Origin of the sequence: Paraburkholderia sp. SOS3, from assembly GCF_001922345.1 — a bacterium.
Lineage (GTDB): Bacteria > Pseudomonadota > Gammaproteobacteria > Burkholderiales > Burkholderiaceae > Paraburkholderia.
Genome location: NZ_CP018812.1, coordinates 1,861,853 through 1,881,843 on the forward strand (window position 1 = coordinate 1,861,853; position 19,991 = coordinate 1,881,843).

General features: G+C 63.7%; 18 protein-coding genes. 5 read left to right on the top strand and 13 right to left on the bottom strand.

The window, feature by feature from the left end; translation table 11 throughout:
- Window positions 1-51 precede the first annotated feature (51 nt).
- Window positions 52-765, top strand: a complete 714-nt coding sequence (locus BTO02_RS28365; protein ID WP_075160407.1) for an SDR family NAD(P)-dependent oxidoreductase — start codon at window positions 52-54, stop codon at window positions 763-765.
- A gap of 51 nt (window positions 766-816) precedes the next feature.
- Here the strand turns inward: BTO02_RS28365 and BTO02_RS28370 are convergent, their stop codons facing one another.
- From BTO02_RS28370 to soxC, 3 genes are all read right to left on the bottom strand, one after another.
- Complete coding sequence (locus BTO02_RS28370; protein ID WP_156884009.1) at window positions 817-1,128, bottom strand: hypothetical protein; 312 nt, start codon at window positions 1,126-1,128, stop codon at window positions 817-819.
- A gap of 164 nt (window positions 1,129-1,292) precedes the next feature.
- Window positions 1,293-1,853 (bottom strand): c-type cytochrome, encoded by a 561-nt coding sequence (locus tag BTO02_RS28375; RefSeq protein ID WP_075160409.1) that lies wholly within the window; start codon window positions 1,851-1,853, stop codon window positions 1,293-1,295.
- Entirely contained in the window at window positions 1,846-3,156 is a 1,311-nt protein-coding gene (gene soxC, locus BTO02_RS28380; protein WP_075160410.1) for a sulfite dehydrogenase, read from the bottom strand. The genes BTO02_RS28375 and soxC overlap by 8 nt, the downstream gene beginning before the upstream one ends.
- A 312-nt stretch (window positions 3,157-3,468) precedes the next feature.
- On the opposite strand from soxC, the gene BTO02_RS28385 reads away from it, so the two are divergent.
- Window positions 3,469-4,806 (top strand): LLM class flavin-dependent oxidoreductase, encoded by a 1,338-nt coding sequence (locus tag BTO02_RS28385; RefSeq protein ID WP_075161464.1) that lies wholly within the window; start codon window positions 3,469-3,471, stop codon window positions 4,804-4,806.
- Between the two features lie 38 nt (window positions 4,807-4,844).
- On the opposite strand, the gene BTO02_RS28390 is transcribed toward BTO02_RS28385, so the two are convergent.
- The 6 genes from BTO02_RS28390 to BTO02_RS28415 all read right to left on the bottom strand — a co-directional run bounded on the left by BTO02_RS28390 (window position 4,845) and on the right by BTO02_RS28415 (window position 11,166).
- The gene (locus BTO02_RS28390; RefSeq protein WP_075160411.1) at window positions 4,845-5,570 is read right to left on the bottom strand and encodes a sulfite exporter TauE/SafE family protein; all 726 of its coding nucleotides are present in this window, start codon (window positions 5,568-5,570) and stop codon (window positions 4,845-4,847) included.
- A 106-nt stretch (window positions 5,571-5,676) separates the two neighbouring features.
- Entirely contained in the window at window positions 5,677-6,087 is a 411-nt protein-coding gene (locus BTO02_RS28395; RefSeq protein WP_075160412.1) for a VOC family protein, read from the bottom strand.
- On the bottom strand, window positions 6,084-6,644 hold the full coding sequence (locus BTO02_RS28400; RefSeq protein WP_075160413.1) for a helix-turn-helix domain-containing protein: 561 nt from the start codon (window positions 6,642-6,644) through the stop codon (window positions 6,084-6,086). Before BTO02_RS28400 ends, BTO02_RS28395 begins: the two co-directional genes overlap by 4 nt.
- Before the next feature lie 120 nt (window positions 6,645-6,764).
- On the bottom strand, window positions 6,765-7,907 hold the full coding sequence (locus BTO02_RS28405; RefSeq protein ID WP_075161465.1) for an ACT domain-containing protein: 1,143 nt from the start codon (window positions 7,905-7,907) through the stop codon (window positions 6,765-6,767).
- A 221-nt stretch (window positions 7,908-8,128) separates the two neighbouring features.
- Complete coding sequence (locus BTO02_RS28410) at window positions 8,129-10,126, bottom strand: SMP-30/gluconolactonase/LRE family protein (protein WP_075160414.1); 1,998 nt, start codon at window positions 10,124-10,126, stop codon at window positions 8,129-8,131.
- Between the two features lie 512 nt (window positions 10,127-10,638).
- Window positions 10,639-11,166 (bottom strand): GNAT family N-acetyltransferase, encoded by a 528-nt coding sequence (locus BTO02_RS28415; protein ID WP_075160415.1) that lies wholly within the window; start codon window positions 11,164-11,166, stop codon window positions 10,639-10,641.
- A gap of 62 nt (window positions 11,167-11,228) precedes the next feature.
- Between BTO02_RS28415 and BTO02_RS28420 the strand changes: the two genes are divergently transcribed.
- Window positions 11,229-11,786, top strand: a complete 558-nt coding sequence (locus tag BTO02_RS28420) for a helix-turn-helix domain-containing protein (protein WP_075160416.1) — start codon at window positions 11,229-11,231, stop codon at window positions 11,784-11,786.
- A gap of 10 nt (window positions 11,787-11,796) precedes the next feature.
- Here the strand turns inward: BTO02_RS28420 and BTO02_RS28425 are convergent, their stop codons facing one another.
- A complete protein-coding gene (locus BTO02_RS28425) occupies window positions 11,797-12,678 on the bottom strand; it encodes a LysR family transcriptional regulator (protein WP_075160417.1) in 882 nt (293 codons plus the stop codon).
- A gap of 226 nt (window positions 12,679-12,904) precedes the next feature.
- On the opposite strand from BTO02_RS28425, the gene ampC reads away from it, so the two are divergent.
- Window positions 12,905-14,062, top strand: a complete 1,158-nt coding sequence (ampC, locus tag BTO02_RS28430; RefSeq protein ID WP_075160418.1) for a class C beta-lactamase — start codon at window positions 12,905-12,907, stop codon at window positions 14,060-14,062.
- Window positions 14,063-14,391: 329 nt separating this feature from the next.
- Window positions 14,392-15,762 (top strand): hypothetical protein, encoded by a 1,371-nt coding sequence (locus BTO02_RS28435; RefSeq protein WP_075160419.1) that lies wholly within the window; start codon window positions 14,392-14,394, stop codon window positions 15,760-15,762.
- A gap of 182 nt (window positions 15,763-15,944) precedes the next feature.
- On the opposite strand, the gene BTO02_RS35695 is transcribed toward BTO02_RS28435, so the two are convergent.
- The 3 genes from BTO02_RS35695 to BTO02_RS28450 form a co-directional block, all read right to left on the bottom strand.
- On the bottom strand, window positions 15,945-16,700 hold the full coding sequence (locus tag BTO02_RS35695; protein ID WP_442953512.1) for a cytochrome P450: 756 nt from the start codon (window positions 16,698-16,700) through the stop codon (window positions 15,945-15,947).
- A 1,085-nt stretch (window positions 16,701-17,785) separates the two neighbouring features.
- Complete coding sequence (locus BTO02_RS28445) at window positions 17,786-19,180, bottom strand: ATP-binding protein (RefSeq protein WP_075160421.1); 1,395 nt, start codon at window positions 19,178-19,180, stop codon at window positions 17,786-17,788.
- Entirely contained in the window at window positions 19,177-19,839 is a 663-nt protein-coding gene (locus BTO02_RS28450) for a response regulator (protein WP_075160422.1), read from the bottom strand. The genes BTO02_RS28445 and BTO02_RS28450 overlap by 4 nt, the downstream gene beginning before the upstream one ends.
- Window positions 19,840-19,991 lie beyond the last annotated feature (152 nt).

Consider the following 19,991-nt stretch of genomic DNA (forward strand, 5'->3'; position numbering starts at 1 on the left):
CATGTACTCTGCGCTTTACCGTAGTTCACACCCGACAGGACGGTGAAGCTCATGAACGACAAGTCCCACGCTATTCCCTACCGCAACGCCTTGATCATCGGAACGGGTCCCGGCATCAGCGCATCGGTGACCCGCATGCTGCGCGCGGCCGGCCTTCCGGTCGTGATCGCGGCGCGCGATGCGGGCAAGCTCGCAACGCTTGCCAAGGAGACCGGCGCGATCGCGCTGCCCGTCGATGCCACCGACGCCGCGCAGGTCGAGCGGCTTTTCACCGAAACGGATGCGCGGATCGGCGCACCGGAGATCGTCGTCTACAACGCGAGCCGCCGTGTGCCAGGACCGATCGCGGAACTCGACCCGGCGCAGGTCGACGCTGCGCTGGCGGTCTCGGCGCTGGGCGCGTTCTATTCGGTGCAGCAGGCGGCAAAGCGCATGGAGCCGGCCGGCAAGGGCGCGATCCTGCTGACGGGCGCGACCGCGGGCGTCAAAGGCTTCGCGCTGTCCGCGCCGTTCGCGATGGGCAAGTTTGCGCTGCGAGGCCTCGCGCAAAGCGCCGCGCGCGAACTCGCACCGAAGGGCATTCATGTTGCGCATATCGTGGTGGACGGCAGCGTGCGCGCCGGGCATCGTCCCGACCCGGCCGATCGGCCCGACAGCACGCTCGACCCCGATGCGATCGCCGAGTCGTATCTCGCTGTGCTGCGTCAGCATCGCAGTGCGTGGTCGTGGGAGCTCGAAGTCAGGCCTTGGGTCGAGAAATTCTGAACGCGCCGGCTGCGGGCGCATCGCGTGGCGCATAACGTCGCGTTGTAATCGCTACGCGGTCGCCTTGTCGCGTCGATCGCCGGCGGCCGGGCTGGCGGCAATGGTGGACCGCGCAACGGCTTTCCACTCGATCACGAGCTTCGCCGCGTTTGGGCACCGACGCGACAGAAGACGGTCGGCCAGCACCTTGCGAAAGATCGGCAGGTCGTCCGCCCCGCGATCTCGCACCAGCGCCCGCAACACCTCGTCGACGCACCGCGTCATCGACTCCGCTGTCAAGCAACTGGCGAGGTACGACGCGCTTCGAGCGAGTTCTACCTGATAGGCCTCTTCACATCGCCGATAGCGTTCGGCTTTTGTCATCGACTGGCTCCGATTGTGATTTTCGTTGGGTGGTGAGCCAGTGTTTGCGCAAGAAACAGTCCCGCCGATGGCGCCGTCTCCCGACGACAGCGGGATAAACAGAACATGCCTGACAATCAACGACGCGCCGCCAGTGCCGCGGCGCTTCTTACGTGCACGACGGCCTAAAGCGTACCGGGCCGCGGGTCCGGAATAAACCCGTCGCGATTCGGCATTTTCACGCGCGGCAGCGACTTTGCATCGAGCGTGGTGTGCTCGGGTACGATGCCGTTCTTGTACAGCAGCCATGCGCTAACCGAATAAATCTCGTTGGCGCTCAGCGACTCGGGCGCGTTATACGGCATCGCGCGGCGAATATAGTCGAATAGCGTCGTCGCGTAAGGCCAGTAACTACCGACGGTTTTCCTTGGCTTGACGCTGGTCAACGTGCCCGCGCCGCCGACCAGCGGATCGCCAATGCCGCCTTCGCCCGCCTTGCCATGGCACATCGCGCATTTCGCGGCAAATACTTTTGCGCCCGCGGCGACCGTGCCGGAGCCCGCAGGCAGCCCGCGACCGTCAGGGCTCACGTCGATATTCCAGCGCGCAATCGCCGCGCTGTCGATCGGTTTGCCGATGCCATACCTGTCCGCATTGGCGGACGCCGAACCGGCTGAGGGCGCACCATCGGCATAGGCGGCGCCGCATGCGGATATCGTTGCAACCGCAACCAGCGTCTTAAGCATTGCGCACCTCGCCATTCGCATCGACGCGCCAGCTTTGAATGCCGTTGTAGTGGTAGTACGAGTTCAGCCCGCGCGCGGCGACGAGCGCATCGCGGGTCGGCTGCACGTAGCCGGTTTCGTCGGTCGCGCGGCTTTGCAGTTGCGCGGGGCCGCCGTCCCATCGCCAGTCCGCTTCGAAGCGCGTCAACGCGCGGTCGTGAACCGCGCCGACGAGGCGCGCCGGGCGCCAGGTCTTGCCGCCGTCGGTGGAAACGTCGACGGAGCGGATACGGCCGCGGCCGGACCACGCAAGGCCGCTGATCGCGTAGTAACCCTGCGCCGTCAGTGTGTGACCCGGCGACGGCCGCGTAATGACGGACTTCGCGTCCATTTCGAACACGAATTGCCGTGCGAGCCCATCGGGCAGCAGGTCCGTGTACTTCGATGTTTCCTCGCGCGTCATCTCGGGCGCCGTGATCAGCTTGAGCCGCCGCAGCCATTTGATATTGGTGTTGCCCTCGAAGCCCGGCACGATGAGCCGCAGCGGATAGCCGTTCTCGGGCCGCAGCCGCTCGCCGTTCTGTGCATAGACGACAAGCGCGCGTTCGAGGATGCGCTCGAGCGGCAGGCTGCGCGTGAGCGCCGCGCCATCGGCGCCCTCGGCAAGCAGCCATTTGGCCGAAGGCGAGATGCCGCTTTCGTCGAGCAGCGTCGAGAGGCGCACGCCGGTCCATTCGCAGCACGACAGTAATCCGTGCGTAAACTGCACGGGCTTTCCGCTCGGACCTTTCCATTCGCTGCTCGTATTGCCCGAGCATTCGAGAAAGTAGATATGCGATTCGGACGGAAAGCGCATCACGTCGTCAATCGTATAGATGCGCGGCTCGCGCACGAGGCCGTGCACGACGAGCCGATGCTGGTCCGGGTCGATGGCCGGCACGCCCGCGTGATGCCGCTCGTAGACAAGGCCGTTCGGCGTGATGCTGCCGTAGAGGTCCGCAAGCGGCGACATGGCGGACCCGGAGCCCGGCATCGCGGGTGCGCTCGCCACGCGGCGGATGACGTCATGCTCGAACGATGCGGGCTGACCGTAAGGCGGCGAGACGAGCGGTGCGCCCGGTTCGAGCGTCCAGCTCGCGGGCGCGAGCGGAGGCTGCGACGCGGTAGCCGCGCCCGAGTGGGTGTCGGCAACGGCCAACGCACGTTGCACCGGCAGTGTCGCCGCGGCGACGCCGCCGGCCAGTCCGCCCGCGAGGCGGGCCAACGCGCGCCGGCGCGGGCGCGATTCGGGCGATGATGGAGTGGAAGCGGGAGCGTTGTTCATTCGAGTATGGAGTGTGAGGAGGGCTCGCTTCGCGCGGCGAAGTCAGGCAGAGTTAGCACACCGTGTGCCGCGCCAACGAAAAGCGCGGTCATTCAATCGCTGCGCCGATGCAATTGCGGCATGGCTGCGAGCAGCGAACCAGCCGGTCATCGTAAGGCGCCCGTTGGGTGTGCGCAAAACAACGATTGCCTCAAACGATATTCCACGTTCGCCCGTATGCATAGCACGCCGTGACGCATTGCGCCCGATTGGCGAAATCGGCGTATGTTAGAGGCCTTCCTATTGCGGACGGCGCGCGTGCGCCTCGACATCATGACCCAGTTCCGCCAGCTGCACCTCGGCGCTTTCATGCGGCCTGTCAGTCTTCATACGGGCGCGTGGCGTTATCCGGGCGCCTACCCCGATGCGAATTTCAACTTCGCGCATCTCGCGCGATTTGCCCAGACGCTCGAACGCGGCCGCTTCGACGCATTCTTTATGGCCGACCATCTCGCGGTGCTGAACATGCCGGTCAATGCGTTAAAGCGCAGTCACACGGTGACGTCGTTCGAACCCTTCACGCTGCTTTCGGCGCTATCGGCCGTGACGCAGCGAATCGGTCTGGTCGGCACCGCGTCGACGACGTTCGACGAGCCGTATCACGTCGCGCGCCGCTTCGCCTCGCTCGATCATATAAGCGGCGGTCGCGCCGGGTGGAATCTCGTGACGACCGCGAACCCCGACTCGGCGCTCAATTTCGGTCTTGACGAGCATGTCGAACATGGCGAGCGCTATCGACGTGCAAGGGAGTTCTACGACGTCGTCGTCGGATTGTGGGATAGCTGGGCCGACGATGCGTTCGTGCGCGATGTCGAAAGCGGCATCTTTGTCGATCCTGAGAAAGTTCACGTGCTCGATCACAAAGGCGAGCATTTCCGCGTGCGCGGACCGCTGAATATCGCGCGGCCGGTGCAGGGCTGGCCCGTGGTCGTGCAGGCGGGTTCGTCGGAAGCGGGGCGCCAGGTCGCAGCCGAAACCGCCGATGCCGTCTTCACCGTGCAGCCGGATCTCGAAGCAGGCAAGCGTTTTTATGCGGACGTGAAGGGCCGGCTCGATAAACTGGGCCGGCCGCGCGAGCATCTGAAGATTCTGCCAGGGGCATTCGTCGTGGTCGGCGATTCGCTCGATGAGGCGCGTGAGAAGCGCGCGTTGCTCGACACGCTGGTTCACTATGACAGCGGCATCGCGTCGCTGTCGATCGCGTTGGGCCACGATGTATCGGGCTTCGATCCCGACGGCTTGCTGCCCGACATTCCCGAGTCGAACGCGAGCAGGAGTTCGCGCGAGCGCGTCGTGAACTGGGCGCGCGCGGAGCAGCTGACGATCCGCCAGCTCGCGCAGCGCCTTGGCGGCTACTCGGGGCTCGAGATGGTCGGCACGCCGAAGTCGATCGCGGATCAGATGGAGCAGTGGCTCGTCGAAGAAGGCTCCGACGGCTTTAACGTGATGTTTCCGTATGTGCCCGCGGGCGTCGACGAGTTCGTCGACAAGGTCGTGCCCGAGCTGCAGAAACGCGGCATTTTCCGGCGCGAGTATGAAGGCTCGACGTTTCGCGAGCATCTCGGCCTCGCGCGTCCGGAGAACCGGTTTTTTGCGGGGCGAAAGGGCTGACTGCCGGCGTACGCGCGCTGACGCCTGCCGGCTCCTGGCTACCGGACCGCGGCAAACAGAAGCGATAACCCTGATGTCAGCATCAGTCCATCGACGACGGCCTTGAAATGATGCGCCGACATGTTGGCCACAATGCGTCGCGCGCCGAATGTACCGAGCATGATCGACATGCCCGTGATCAGTCCGTTCGCCACGATGCGCGGGGGAAGCGCGCCGAACTGTTCGAAGATCGCGACTTTCGCACCATACACGCCGAGCGATGCGGCGGCCTCGGTCGCCAGAAACGCGCCTTTTACCAGGCCATATCCGACGAAGACGGGCACTGTAATTGGCCCGGTCGATACGACGATGCCGGTCAGAAAGCCGACCACGCCGCCGATCAGCGACAGATGCAACCGCGTAACGCGGAACGATTCGCGACGCGACAGCCAGCGGCGGGCGGGCACCATCGCCACGAAGAACAGGCCCAGGGCGATGTCGACGGTGCGAGGCGGCAAGGCGAGCAAGGTGCGAACGCCGAGCATCGCACCGGGTATGGCGGTCACGCAGTAGGCGAGGCACGCCTTCCAGTCGATCTCGCGCCACCACGACAGCACCTTGCCGAGGTTGCCCATGATGGCCGCGATCGCCATGATCGGCACGGCCTCGCGCGGCCCATGGAGGATCACGAGCACGGGCATCAGCAACATCGACGAGCCTGTGCCGACCACGCCGCTTAACAGGCCTGCCATCAGGCCGACGCCCAGTATGAGCAGATAGCTCACTCGTCCCCCGTGTCATTCCATTCGCTTCGAATGATGACGGGAGCGATCGATTCATACAACCCGGAATTTCTGGCGTATTGCGTCAGTAAAACTCACGCAAGCGCGCTTAGCCTTTGCGCGCCTCGATCATCTTCCATCCGTTGCCCGCGGGATCGCGAAAACCCGCATCGACGCTGCCATAGCGGTCGACCGGCTCCTGCGTGAATTCGACTCCGCGCGCTTTCAGCTGTGCGTAGCGCGCGCGGCAGTCGGCCACGGTGAGCACGAGCGGCGGCATTGCACCCTTCGCGACCATGGCGCGCAGCGTGTGCGCGGTCGCTTCGTCGTGGATCGGCGGCCCCGGTGTAAAAAGGCCGAGCTGAAACGACGGTTGATCCGGATGCTGGACCGTGAGCCACCGGTATGGTCCGTTGCGCACGTCCGTATGCACGCGAAAGCCGAGTTTATCGACGTAAAACGAGAGCGCTTCGTCCTGGTTGTCGACGTACAAGCCCACCACATCGATCCCTTCGTTCATGGCATGTCCTCCTTGTTGAGTGTTGGCGGCAGCGTATCGTCGGCGACGCGGCGGCGCTTCTCCAAAACTGCGATCGTGAGGTCGGGGCGCTGTGCGGCCTTCAGCACGCAGGCAGGCACACGGTCTAGCGCGTGCATCGCGGCGCGCGCGTCGATGCGCATCGCGCTCGGGCTTTTGCCGGCGATGTCGTGGAACGTGCGGCCGAAAGTGCCCAGGCTTTCCCAGCCGGTTGCGAACGCGATGTCGGTAATGCCGAGATCGGTGTCGCGCAGCAGCGTCGTGGCCTGTTCGATGCGGCGCGTCAACAGATAGCGATGCGGCGGCAGGCCAAAGGCCCGCTTGAACGAACGCGCGAAATGCGCTTCGGAAACGCCGCTCACTTCGGCGAGGCGTTTGACGGGCCAGGCCTCGTGCGAGGCGGCGTCCATGCGGTCTTTGGCGCGCAGCAGGCGGCGCAGCAGGGCGGGATCCTCGAGTGCGCCGGCGTCGACGGCGGCGTTGCGCGCTCGAGGCGGCGAGACTGTCGGCGGGGCGAAGCGGGCGTTGCGCGAGGGCATCGGGTCTGGTCAGTGGGGCGGGGTAGCCTGTAGTTTAGCGCGACGCGTGGCCCGCTTAGCCGCCCATGTCAACCCGTTCTGCCGCCTGACACCGAACTGTTGCGTTGCGTCGCGCCGCGATCAGACGCCGCTTTCGCCGAGCGCCATATCGGCCATCAGTTCGGCCGCGAGCGACTCGAGCAGCGTGCGCAACGCGTCGATCGACAGCGCCGCGGGTACCGCGAGCACGGCCTTGACGCCGAACTGATGCGGCCCGACCGAAGTATGCGCGAGTTCGGTGCTCAGTTCCTCGATGCTGATGTTGTGCGAAGACAGGCTCGCGGACAGATCCTGCACGATGCCGGGACGGTCCGGCGCGGTCAGTTCCAGCGACACGCGCCGCAGGCCGTGCCCGAGCGGCGGCAGATCGCTGCGTGCGATCACGAGGCGCAGGCCCGCGCTTTCGAGGTCGCGTAAGGCGGTCGTAAGCGCATCGGCATGGCGCTGCGCGACTTCGAATTGCACCATGCCCGCGAACTGGCTGCCGAGGCTCGCCATGCGGCTGCCGGTCCAGTTCGCGCCGAACGCGCGTGCACGCTCCGAAAGCAGGTTGACGATGCCGGGACGGTCGGCGCCGATCGCGGTCACGACGAGCGACGCAAGCGGCCCGGACGGCTCTTCGGTCAATTCGATGCGCCGGCGAATGATCGGCGCGCGCGTCGCGAATTGCTCGTCCTGCGTGTGCGCCGGCAGTTCGCCGTGATCGCGCGCGTAATGCGCGACGCGCAGCAGCAACGCGAGTCCCATCGGCGCGAGCGCGCGCTCCCAGAGTTCGCGCGCCGTTTCGCCCTTCCTGACGAAACACCAGTCCTGCGCGGCAATCGCGCCCGCATCCCAGCCATGCGCGAGGTGATAGACCGAACCGCCGGCGATCGGGTCGCCTTCGAGGATCGTCCATTCGACCGCCGCGATGCCGCGATGGCGCGGCAGCAACGAAGGGTGATAGCCGACGCCGCCAAGGCGCGAGCGCGCGAGCGCCTCGTCGTTCACGCGTGCATGCGTATGCGCGGCGATGATGAGGTCGGTGCCTTCGGGAATCGCGCTTGCTTCGACGAGCCGCGGGTTGTCGTGGATCGCTGTCGGCAGGCCGGCCGCACGGCCCGCCGCCGCGAGGCGATCTTCGGCGGCCGGGGCCACGACGCCGGCAATCTCGATGCCGTCGGCGCGGAACGCTTCGAGCACCGAGGCGCCGAAATAGCGCGATCCCACGATTGTGCATTTCATCAGGCTGTCTCCGTCCCATCCTGTCGGGTTGCGAGATGCGCGGGCATCGGCATCGGAGCCGATACGCCGCATCGAGTGCTGCTGGTCGCGGACATTGTCGGCGATTTGCGGGGCGGTGTCGAACGGGAGAAGCGGGGATGGGCGATGCGTTTGCTCGACGACGGCAAGCGCGCCTGCTCGGGCATTTTTCTCGAGCCCGGCAAACCCGGGCATCGAATCGATTACTGCGCGGGCGCCGAAGCCGTGGCCGCCGTTCCCGGCGTCCATCGATAGACGACGAGGTTCGAGTCGTTGTAGTTGTCCTTCGTCACCACATACTCGCCGGTCGAACGCAGATACGCGCGCACGCCGTACATCGAATCGACGTTGGCGCCGAGGCTCACCTGCGTGGGATTCGTATTGGCGAGCGTCATGTCGAGCGAGCCCGTCGTCAGATTGAACGCGTCGATATTGGGCGATGTGATGTAGCCGACGAACAGGTAATTGCCCGCCGCCGCGATCGACTTCGGCTCGACGCCGCTCGGGAACGTGATGACGGGGTTCGGCGTGGTGTCGTTGCCGGCCGTCCAGCCGTGATAGACCTCGATGCGGTTGCCCATCGACGTAAAGTCGGCGCTGCCGGTCACGCCTTGCCCGAGAATCATCGTGTCGCTTTCGGGCAGATAGACGATGCGCGTGAGCGGCCGGATCGAGACCGGCACGAGCGTCGTCATGGGCGCTCCCCATGTCGGCTTGCCGGTCGCGTCGACGCCTGTCAGCGGGTAGTGGAAAATCTGGTTCGTGCGGTCGAGACCGGCCCACACGCCGCCCTGGCTGTCGAGGCTGAACCCGCCCGTCACCGGGCGCGTCGTGGCGAATGCCGCGCCCGGCAGCGTGGCGTCCGGTATCGCGATGTAGCCGCTTTGCGGGCTGAAGTGATAAAGGTAGAACGTCGAGGGATTCTGGCCCGACGCCGCGAGAATCCGGTTCGGGCCGACGGCGGCAATCTGTGCGAAGTGCGTGTCGCGCTCGGGGTTGTTGACGTTCAACCGCGGATCGTTGGGATACGCGATCGGGTCGACCGTGTTCGCGACGAGCGTGCCTGCGCTTGAGCCCGGGGTTGACCCCGGGGTTGAGCCGCCGGCCGCGCCGCCCGCGGTGCCGCCATACACGTTGGTGCCGCCGAAGAAAAGCGCGCCGTCGGTAAGCGGGTCGGGCGCGCCGTTGCCCTCGAAGTTCAGCGACTGAAGCGTCGTTGTCAGATTGCCCGCCCGGTCGTACACGTGGATGCTCGTCGCGCCGTTGCGGCCGAGATCCCAACTGCCGCCCCACGGGTTGTCGAGCACGGCCAGATTGCCGGCGGCATCCCTGCCGATACCGACCACGCGCGTGAAACGCGTCTGGCTCACTTGCCCTTTAGCGCCGGTGGTCGTGTTGAGAAAGCCGCCTTGCACGCCGAACGTACCGACTTGCGTGGGTCTGCCGGCGACGGCCGCATAGAGCTTGATATCCATATCCGGACCCTCGTCGCCGGCCATCAGGCGGCTCGAAGCCAGATCGAAAAATAACGCGGACGGCTGTGCGCCGGTGGGCATCTGGATCGTGTTCATCGGCGCGCCGGTGGGACTGAACTCGGCGATGCGGCCTTCGCTTTTCTGCGCGACCCAGATATTGCCGGCGCTATCGATCGCGAGCGCGCCCGGATCCTGCACGCTGATGTCCTGCTTCCAGACGCCGTCGGTCGTGTACATGCGCACGCGGTTGCCCGGATTGTCGCTGGCGACGAACAGCGAGTTCGCTGTCGCACAGCCAGTGATCACGTCGCCGCGCGCGACATTCGTTGCGGCACTGACCTGAATCCTGAAGTCCTGCGCACCTGTCGCGCGGTTATAGCGGCCGACATAGCCGCTGCCGAAGTTTCTGCTGAACTGCAATGCCGCGAACAGCGATGTGCTGTTGCCGGTAATGCAACTGCCCTGAAAATCGTTGTGCAGGCCGATCGAGCCGACAGTCTTGCCGTTCTGATAAATGGAGATACCGCCATAAACTTCGTCCCATAGCGAAGCCGTGTAGATCGTGCCATCGGGCGCGACCCACATCGAGCGGGCAGTATTGCCCACATGAGTGCTGTCGGTGCCGAAAGTATTTGCAACCCAGTCGGTCGTATATTGCGCCTGGCTCGCTGGAGCCATTGCGAAACAGAACGCTACTGCAACGAATACGGAACTGAGTCGTTTCATGGCCAGATGACTCCTGCACGGCCGACGGCCGATGGAAGGGGAATCGATGCAATGAATAAGAGCGGGTGCGATTCAGGATTTTTATTGATTCATTCTTGCCTGAAAAATATTCGACGAGACAGAAATAATTAATATCGGACGAACCTGCCATTCCATTGCATAGGCGGTGCTAAAAATACTCGTGCTCGACTCGTGTCGGTTAGCGTTACGGAGTTTCGCGTTCGGGAGAATGCCGCTCGCATAAGATCCGGAAATTACGAATGGTCGCGTCTTTGGTTAATTGGAAAATAAGCGCGAGCGAATGCGAATCGAATGAATAACGGATAAACGCGGCTATAAAGTGCCTGAAAAATTATCTGCGAAATCGGGTATTGCGCAATTAATACCTGCTTTGAACTCCGCCTGGCCATGCTCCGATGTGACGTCTCGGAACCCGAGGCGCGCGAGATACGAACGGCTTGCGTCTGTCACCGGGGCACCGTTGCGGTGCGCACCGGACGGACGAAACGGTGTCATCGCGGCAAGACGTCGCCGGGAGTCGGACGGGCATCGAGCTTGAGTTGCATGAAGGCGAGGTCGAGCCAGGCGCCGAACTTCATGCCGACTTCCTTCAGAAGCCCGACATGCTCGAAGCCGAGTTTCTCGTGGAGCCGGATCGACTCGACGTTGTTCGCCGTGATACCGGCCACCATGATGTGCTTGCCGATGGTGCGCGCGCTGTCGATCAGCTGTTCCATGAGCGCACGGCCGACGCCTTTTCCACGCTGGTCGCGACGCACATAGACCGAATGCTCGACCGTGTGACGGTAGCCGTCGAACGCACGCCAGTCGCCGAACGACGCAAAGCCGATCACGGCCCCGCGACCGTCGACGGCGACCAGCACCGGATAGCCGGCGTTCTCGCGCGCGGACAGCCAGGCCGCACGGTTCAAGCGATCGACGGTCAAATCATTCCAGATCGCCGTGGTGTTCAGAACCGCGTCGTTGTAGATCGCCGTGATGCCTTCGATATGTTCTGGGCCCGCGTGACGGATCTCCATTTGCTGTGCCCCGCATTGATCCACTATAGTGAGACGAGTGTACATGATAATAGACAACACAGATGAGCGATGTCGATGAGCGAATAGGCGCCCGCATTCGAGCCGAACGGGAGGCGCGCGGCTGGTCGCTCAGCGTGCTTGCCGAGAAGTCCGGCGTATCGCGGGCGATGATCCACAAGGTCGAACGAGGCGAGAGCAGTCCGACGGCTTCGTTGCTGGCCAAGCTCGCCGGTGCGTTCGGCATGACGATGTCGGCGCTGATGGCGCTCGCCGAACTCGAGGAGGGGCGGCTGCTGCGGGTGGCCGACCAGCCCTTATGGGTCGATCCGCAAAGCGGCTATCTGCGGCGGCATGTCTCGCCGAAGTCGGCGGCCGCGCTGAATCTCGTGGAAATCGATCTGCCGCCGGCCGCCGTGATTCCGATGCCGGCTGCAGCGTTTCGGCACAGGCAGCAGTTGATCTGGGTGCTGGATGGCTCGCTCGTGTTTATCGAGGGCCGCGAGCGTCATGAACTGAACGCCGGAGACTGTCTCGAACTCGGCACGCCGAGCGACTGTGTCTTCAGGAACGAAAGTTCGTCGACCTGCAAATATGCGGTCATCATCGCGCGCAAGAGCTGAATGGCCTCCCTCAGGCGAGGCTGCCGTCGGCCTGCGTTTCGCTCACGAGCCATTGGCTGAACGCGCGCATTGCCGGCGTGGCGGGCTTGCCCTTGTGCGACGTGAGCCAGTAGCTGCCCGCGTGCACGTCGATGTCGAATGGTTGCGCAAGGCGTCCCATCGCGAGATCGCGTTCGAACATCGACGCGGGCGCGAGCGCCACGCCCGCGCCCTGCATCGCCGCTTCGACCATCAGGCGCGACGAATCGAACACGGGGCCGCGCACCGGACGCGGCGCGAGCCCCGCGGCGTCGAACCAGTTTGCCCAGTCGTCGGCACGATACGAGCGCAGCAGCGTTTCGCCTGCGAGGTCCGCGGGCACGCGCAGACGTTGCGCGACGTCGGGTGCGCACAGTACCGAAAGCGGCGCATCGAAGAGCTTCAGCGCACGTGAGCCGGGCCAGGTGCCGTCGCCGAAACGAATGGCGAAATCGAGGCCTTCGCCGGCCAGATCGACGAGATTGTTGTTCGTCATCATCCTCAGTTCGACGAACGGATGCGCGTCGTGAAACGACTTCAGACGCGGCATCAACCATCCGACCGCGAAGGTTCCGACGGCGCCGACCGTCAGCACTTCGTGAAAGTGTCCGCCTTCGAATTGCCGCAATACGGCCTCGATGCGATCGAATGCGTCGCTGAGCACGGGGCGCAAAGCGAGCCCTTCATCGGTAATCGCGAGGCCGCGCGGCAGGCGCTTGAACAGCGTCGCGCCGAGGCGCTCTTCGAGCATGCGCACCTGCTGGCTGACGGCGGCCTGCGTGACGTTCAGTTCGAGCGCCGCGCGCGTGAAACTCAGATGCCGGGCCGACGATTCGAACGCGCGCAGCGCGTTTAAAGGCAGATACGGTCGCATGATCGAGACATTAGATTTTCTGGGGCAGCGGGCAATTTATCATCGTTTGTCAGCCTGCAGTGAAAACGCGATATTGGCGGCTCTTCAAGGAGAAACAATGATCGCGCGGCGCAGATTCATATTGACGGCATCGGGTAGTGGGATAGCTGGGATTGGAGCTCGCGCATATGGCTCATCGGCTGCGCGGACCTTGTCGCTGCTTGGTGCGCTATGTATCGCATCTGCGATGAGCCACGCGAACGCGGCCACAGTCGCGGCCACAGTCGAGGGCGCGGCCGCGCGTGCCGGCGGCGCCACTCGCAGCAGCATCGAGCGCGCGGTGGATCATGCGATACGCCCGATGATGGCGAAGGACCAGATTGCAGGCGTCGCGGTCGGCGTTATCGTCGACGGCAAGCCGCAGGTGTTCAACTTCGGCGTCGCGTCGACGCAAACGGGCAAGCCGGTCACGAACGACACGCTGTTCGAGCTCGGCTCGGTCAGCAAGACCTTTACGGCCACGCTGACGTCGTGGGCGCAAGTGAACGGGCAGCTGTCGCTGTCCGATAGCGTCGGCAAGTATCTGCCGACGCTGCGCGGCAGCCCGTTCGGCAATCTGAGCCTGCTCAATCTGGGCACGCATACGCCTGGCGGGCTTCCGCTCCAGGTGCCCGATGAAATCGAAAACGACGCGCAACTGATGCGTTATTTCAAGGCATGGCGTCCGCAGTATGCGCCGGGTACGTACCGGACCTATACCAATCCCGGCATCGGCACACTCGGCCTGATCGCGGCGAAGAGCATGAACGACGATTTCACTTCGCTGATCGAGCAGCGCCTTTTTCCGGCCCTCGGCCTGAAGCACAGCTTCATTGACATTCCTGTCGAGCATGCGTCCGATTACGCGCAAGGCTATACAAAGGACGGCAAGCCGATCCGGCTGAAGGGCGGCGAACTGGCGCCCGAAGCGTACGGCGTCAAATCGACGGCGGCGGACATGCTGCGCTTTATCGAAGCGAACATGAATCTGATCGAACTCGATGCGCCGCTGCAGCGCGCGATCGCCGATACGCACACCGGATACTTCAAGGCAGGGCCGATGACACAGGACCTGATCTGGGAGCAGTACCCGTATCCGGTTACGTTGAACTCGCTGCTCGAAGGCAATGCGCCGTCGATGGTCACAACCGGGATACCCGTAACCGCGATCGATCCGCCGCTGCCGCCCATGAACAACGTATGGATCAACAAGACGGGCTCGACGAACGGCTTCGGTGCTTACGTCGCGTTCGTACCGGCAAAACGGCTTGGCATCGTGATTCTCGGCAACCGTAATTTTCCGATCGCGGACCGCGTGGCCGCCGCACACGAGATTCTCACGTCGCTCGCGGGCGGTGCGCAGTAATCACGCCATCTGGCGTTGCTCACGCACGCCACGCTTCGCCCGCGGGAAAGCCGTACTTGTCGAGCGAAGCCGCATGCATCTCGATGCTGTACCCGGGCAGTTGCGGCGGCATACGCAGCTGTCCACGTTTGCTCGTCGACGCGTTTCATTTCATCCACACGGGGGTTCGTCAATTCTCAACATCAACCCCGGTCCGGAATATCGGCCTTGGCCGGTTGTTGTCGGTGTTGCAATGGCGCGCGTGGGCGGCGGATTATTTGGGTCCGCCGTCCGAAGCACCACGGAAGCACCACGCGCGTGCCTTTCACCTGACTCATCTGGAGAAGGCCATGTATCTGGGAAAGCGCGCAGTCGTGATCGGAGCCGGAGTCGGCGGACTGGCGGCCGCGCAGGCGCTTGTGGGCAGCTTCGAGCACATCGTGCTGATCGAACGCGACGTGTTGCCCGCGCAGGCCGAGGCGCGCCCCGGCGTGCCGCAGGGCCGGCATCCGCACGGACTGTTGCCGGGCTGCGTGGCGGCGCTCGATGCGCTGTTCGATGATTTTTCGACGAAGCTGTGCGATGCGGGTGCGAAGCAGTCGGACTTCGGCCAGAAGCTTCTGCTGGAATTCTCGGCGCAAGCGGCGCTACCTGCGCGCCAGCTCGGGATTCCTGTGGTGAAGTGTTCGCGCGGCCTGATCGAATGGGTCGCGCGGCGCGAGTTGCAGCGGCAAACAAGCATCGCGAAACTCGATGGGCGCCGCGTCACGGGAATTGTCGCGACACCGGATGGCAATGCGGTGGCCGCAGTGCGCTATGAAACACCAGCGGGCGCACAGGAAACGATCGCGGCGGACCTTGTGCTCGATGCATCGGGCCGGGGCGAGCCGACGCTCGAGTTTCTGCGTGCGACGGGACGCGAGGCGCCTGAAGAAACGGTGATGCGCATCGACATGAATTACTCGACGGCGATCGTCGAATTCTCACCCGAGAATCGGCCCGCGTACGACGTGCTGCGCACGATGCCGGCGCCCCCGGGCAACACGCATCAGGGCCTGCTGCTCGTCCGCGAAGATGACCGCTTCTTCGCAGGATTCGGCGCGCGCGGCGACGATGCCCCGCCGTCGGAATGGCCAGACCTTCTCGAGTTCGCGAAGACGCTGCAAACCTCGACGATCTACGACGTGCTGATGCATGCGAAGCCGTACGGCAAGATCTTCCGGCACAAGTTTCCGGAGAATCGCCGCAGGCACTTCGAGCGCTACACCGATTGGCCGCGCGGACTGATCGTGCTCGGCGACGCGATTTGCCGGTTCAATCCGGTCTATGGACAGGGCATGGCGGCCGCGGCAAAAGAGGCGCTGCTGCTGCGCGATCTGCTTGCAAGCCGCAAAAATGAAGCGCGACCGCTCGACGGCCTGTTCGAAGCGCTGATGAAAGCAGCGAGCCCGGTGCTCGACAATATCTGGACGCTCGCCGCGATGCCCGATCTCGCGTTTCGCGAGACGCATGGCGTGCGGCCCGACAACTTCGAAGACGCGCTCGGATTCAACGCAATGATGCAGCAGGCGGCGTGCGTCGACGCCGGCATCCACAAGCTCGTGGTCGAGGTGATGTCGCTGCTCAAGCCTGGGTCCGCACTCAGGGAGGAGCCCGTGGTCGCGAAGATCAGGCAGCTTGCTGCGCAGTTCGATGCGGCGAAGGATAGTCTCGAAGCCTGAGCGCGAAGCGGCGGCGTTCCCGCTTCTGAGAACGCATCGTTGCCATGCTTATTCCGCGAAAGCGGGTTGACACTCGATGGTCGCAGATTCCAGGAATCTGGACCGGACCGATCCGTAGGGATGCAGAAAAAGAACGGATTTCGGCGGCCTGCATGATCCGCAACCGGTGGTGCGTAGCCCACTCACCACTGGGCGGCCAACGCCTTGACGCCGCGCAGATTCCCGCGGTGTCGCCACTGCAGATCGTCGAGTGCCGTCAGATGTAGCCGCGGCAAACGTTCGAGCAACACCGTCAGCGAGGTCTCGAGTTCGAGCAGCGCGAGCCGATACCCGAGGCAATGATGAATGCCCGCGCCGAACGAGATGAGCCGCGCGTCATGGCGGGCGATGTCGAGCCGGTCCGGCGCGTCGAACTTCGCAGGGTCGCGATTCGCCGAGCCGAGCATCAACATGATGACGGTACCGCGCGGTATCGTCGTGCCGCCGATTTCGACGTCTTCGAGCGCGGTGCGCACCGTGGACTGGACCGACGTGTCGTAGCGCGCGCATTCGAATATGGCTTGCGCGATCCGATCGGGATGCCGCCTCAGTGCATGCAATTGCTCCGGATGGCGATGCAGCGCAATCAGCGCGTTGCCGAGCAGATTCGACGTCGTTTCATGACCCGCGCCGAACAACAGCATCACGTTGGCGATGATGTCTGCTTCGCTCATCTTCGCGCCGTTTTCCTCGATGCGCAGCAGCAGCGAGATCAGATCGTCGCCGGGCTTTTTGCGGCGCGCTTCGATGACGTCGGCAAAATATCGTTCGAGCTTCGCGCACGCTTCGTTCGGACCTGCGAGTTCGTCGAAAGGAACCGGCACCGCGTCGAGCGCGCGCGTCAGCTCGCGCGTGTCGTCGGCCAGCGCGCCGGCATCTTCGACGGGAACGTCTAGCATGCGGCAGATAATGCGGACGGGCAACGGCAATGCGTAGCTTGTCATCAGGTCCGCACCGTCGGCTTTCGTCATCGCGTCGATCAGTTCGTGCGCGGTCGTGCGCGCGATTTCGCGAATTGTCTCGACCTGCCGCGCATTGAACGCTCTCATCATCAGGCTGCGCAACGGCGTGTGGGCGGGCGGATTGATCGAGAACATCATGCGGCTTAGCGTCTGGAACACCGGCAGCCGCGGCCCGGCTTCGCCATACCTCGCGCGAATGCTCTCCAGATAGGCCTTGCCGATACGGCGGTCATGAAGCAATGCGTCGACGATGTCGTAATGCCCGGTCATCACCATGTTCGGTGCGATCGGCACGAGCGAACCTTCCGCACGCAGGCTGGCGTAAACGGGATACGGGTTCTCGAAGAACGATGCAGTTTGAAAATCGGTGAATTTCATGGGCGCGGTGCTCCAGGCGGTCGGTGCGCATGCGCACGGTACTCATCTGAACGCGCGGCGGCGCGGCGATATTCCTTGTATTCGTCGTATTTGATTTCCGGACGCCGTCTGATCGCGTTCAGGCCTTTTCATGGCGTGCAGGGACATACGCACCGCGAGAGAATTATTCGTTTTTGAGTATTGGCGATGCGTGTGTGAGGAACCCTCAAATGCTTCGCCGGACGGATGCTTCAAGCAAGGCCGATTCGTGGGAGCTGCGTGCCAAAAAGCTGAATCGACGCCAATGCCGCAACGATGCGACGAATGGCAAAAGAGGGAACGTCTTTACGGATGTGAATTACGCCCCTGAAAGTGAACCTTAAGTGCTTCCTCAGCGCCGCGTGTCACTCTATGCCGATCGGCTCTGACAAGTTTGCTTTCGACGGGAGTGTGTCGAACCATGTGGCAGGAAAGGATGAGCGGCCAGGCTGCGCGGACTGTTCGGACGTACCTTTCGATCGCGGCAGCGGCGTGCCTGACACTCCAGTTACCGGTACTCGGCCTGATTTTCGTATTCAGGGTGTCGGAAAAGACATTTGAAACGGCTTCGTTTCACCGCTTTTCCTTGACCTACGTCATCTGTTTCGTCTTCATTTTCCGGCTGGTCATGTGGATCGCGCACCATCGAACGCAAGCTGCACGGACAGTCCGCGCCCGCCGATGCCTGGGCCGAAGTGCAGCGTCGCGTCGAAGTATTGAGCGATACGCGCGACAATCGAAAGTCCCAGTCCGGTCCCTCGCGCAGTCACGTTCGAGCCCCGGAAAAAGCGATCCGTAATCCGCTCGCGTTCGGCCGGGGATACGCCGGGCCCATCGTCGGACACGCTCAGCACGATCGTTTGCCGTTCGCGTGCGATCCCGACGGCGATTTTCCCGCCCGCGCCACCGTATTTGATTGCGTTGTCCAGCACGTTGTCGATCAGAATGCGCATCAACGTCGCGTCGGCGCGGACCATCGCCGCGTGCGCGGCGTCGAACGACAGGTCGATGTCTTTCTGTTCCATTTCATCGTGCCGCGCAAGCACGGCGTCCTGGGCGATCGCAACCATGTCGACGTCGGCCGCCGCAATTTTTTCGTGTTCGTCGAGACGTGCGAGCAGAAGCAACTGTTCCGCAAGCCGCGCACTGCGGTCGACGCCTTGCGCGACACGCTGCATCGCGACACGCGATGCCTCGGGGTCGCATGACGAGAGCGCCACTTGCGCTTGCACCTTGATCGCGGCGAGCGGCGTCTTCAGTTCGTGCGCCGCGTCGGACGTAAAGGCGCGTTCGCGGCTGAATGTGGCTTGCACGCGCGCGAGCAACTGATTCAGTTCTTCGACCAACGGCCTGACCTCGACAGGCTCCGGCCCGAGCGCGATCGGATCAAGGCGCGTCGCATCGCGCGCGCGCACGGCCCGCGACAACGCCGCAAGTGGCGCAAGGCTTCGTCCGATGCCGACCCACACGAGCAACGCGAGCACCGGAAGTCCTATCAGCATCGGCCGCGCGATTCTTCCCGCGACGCCGCTCACGAGGTCGCTGCCCGTGAGCGCGGGCTCGATGAGGTCGATGGTCCTTCCGCTATCCGCATCGCGCACTGAGACCGCGTTCCACAGCGCGTCGCCGACGACGAAAGTGGACAAGCCATTTGCGTCGGGCAAACTGCGTTTGTATGCGGAAAAGCGCCCGAAATCGGGACTGCTTGCAACGATTCGGCTGTCCCGGTCGCGGACTTCCAGCAGCGCCCGGCGAGGAACCTGGTCGCCATCGGTGTTCGAACTGGAACCGGGGCCGTCCGGGTATTCGTTGCGCACGTCGACGCCGCTGGAGGCCACGCGCGCGAGACTGCTGGTGTCCAGCGGCGTTAGCAACGACGCGATCTGGAGCAGTCGCGTGCGGTCCCATTGGCGAACTTCGTGCGCCGTCTGGTGGTAGCTCCACGCGATCGCAATGCACCAGACCACGCCGATGCCCGGAAGCATCAGCGCGAGCAGGCGGGCGCGGATGGAAGTGGTCATGACAATTTATCCATCACGTATCCGAAACCGCGCACCGTCTTGATGAGGTCGCCGCCCAGTTTCTTTCTGAGGTTCGAGATATGCACTTCGATAGCATTGCTTTCGATCTCCGAATGCCATCCGTACAGACTATCTTCGAGACGTGCGCGCGATTGAGGTTTGCCAAGATGAGCGAGCAGGTGATTCAGCATGGCCCACTCTTTTGCCGTGAGCGAGACCGGCGTGTCGTCGACGGTGACGGTTTGCGAAAGCGGGTCGACGCGCAGGTTCCGGTACTCGATCGCTTCGGTACTGCGTCCATGCGAGCGGCGCACGAGCGCGCGGCAGCGCGCGATCAGTTCGGTCAGATCGAACGGCTTGCCGAGATAGTCGTCGGCTCCCGCCTCGAGGCCGATGACCCTGTCCGCCACCGTGCCCTTCGCCGTCAGCACGATGACGGGCACGTCGTTGCCCGAATGCCGAATCGCGGCCAGCACTTCGTTTCCTGACATGCGCGGCAAACCGAGGTCCAGTACGACGAGCGCGTAGCTCATCGTGCGCAACGCGAGCAGCGCCTCGACGCCGTCGTGCGTCCAGTCGACGGCGAATCCTGCCTGACGCAGGCCTGCGTCGACGCCGCTACCGATCAGGTCGTCATCTTCGACGAGGAGAATACGCATCAGGTGCTCCACGAGATCAATCGTTACTCGATACGACACGCAGTCTAGCCGTTTCCGCCTGGCGGGCATACCGGCCGCCGCTTAAGGTTTTCTTCAGGCAAGGCCAGTACATTTCCGGGTGGCGACGGGTCTGTCGCCTCAATACACTAACG

Coding starts and splice junctions, on each gene's coding strand:
- BTO02_RS28365 (WP_075160407.1), top strand. CDS start 52: ATGAACGACAAGTCCCACGCTATTCCCTACCGCAACGCCTTGATCATC.
- BTO02_RS28370 (WP_156884009.1), bottom strand. CDS start 1,128: ATGACAAAAGCCGAACGCTATCGGCGATGTGAAGAGGCCTATCAGGTA.
- BTO02_RS28375 (WP_075160409.1), bottom strand. CDS start 1,853: ATGCTTAAGACGCTGGTTGCGGTTGCAACGATATCCGCATGCGGCGCC.
- soxC (WP_075160410.1), bottom strand. CDS start 3,156: ATGAACAACGCTCCCGCTTCCACTCCATCATCGCCCGAATCGCGCCCG.
- BTO02_RS28385 (WP_075161464.1), top strand. CDS start 3,469: ATGACCCAGTTCCGCCAGCTGCACCTCGGCGCTTTCATGCGGCCTGTC.
- BTO02_RS28395 (WP_075160412.1), bottom strand. CDS start 6,087: ATGAACGAAGGGATCGATGTGGTGGGCTTGTACGTCGACAACCAGGAC.
- BTO02_RS28400 (WP_075160413.1), bottom strand. CDS start 6,644: ATGCCCTCGCGCAACGCCCGCTTCGCCCCGCCGACAGTCTCGCCGCCT.
- BTO02_RS28405 (WP_075161465.1), bottom strand. CDS start 7,907: ATGAAATGCACAATCGTGGGATCGCGCTATTTCGGCGCCTCGGTGCTC.
- BTO02_RS28410 (WP_075160414.1), bottom strand. CDS start 10,126: ATGAAACGACTCAGTTCCGTATTCGTTGCAGTAGCGTTCTGTTTCGCA.
- BTO02_RS28415 (WP_075160415.1), bottom strand. CDS start 11,166: ATGGAGATCCGTCACGCGGGCCCAGAACATATCGAAGGCATCACGGCG.
- BTO02_RS28420 (WP_075160416.1), top strand. CDS start 11,229: ATGAGCGATGTCGATGAGCGAATAGGCGCCCGCATTCGAGCCGAACGG.
- BTO02_RS28425 (WP_075160417.1), bottom strand. CDS start 12,678: ATGCGACCGTATCTGCCTTTAAACGCGCTGCGCGCGTTCGAATCGTCG.
- ampC (WP_075160418.1), top strand. CDS start 12,905: ATGAGCCACGCGAACGCGGCCACAGTCGCGGCCACAGTCGAGGGCGCG.
- BTO02_RS28435 (WP_075160419.1), top strand. CDS start 14,392: ATGTATCTGGGAAAGCGCGCAGTCGTGATCGGAGCCGGAGTCGGCGGA.
- BTO02_RS35695 (WP_442953512.1), bottom strand. CDS start 16,700: ATGCTAGACGTTCCCGTCGAAGATGCCGGCGCGCTGGCCGACGACACG.
- BTO02_RS28445 (WP_075160421.1), bottom strand. CDS start 19,180: ATGACCACTTCCATCCGCGCCCGCCTGCTCGCGCTGATGCTTCCGGGC.
- BTO02_RS28450 (WP_075160422.1), bottom strand. CDS start 19,839: ATGCGTATTCTCCTCGTCGAAGATGACGACCTGATCGGTAGCGGCGTC.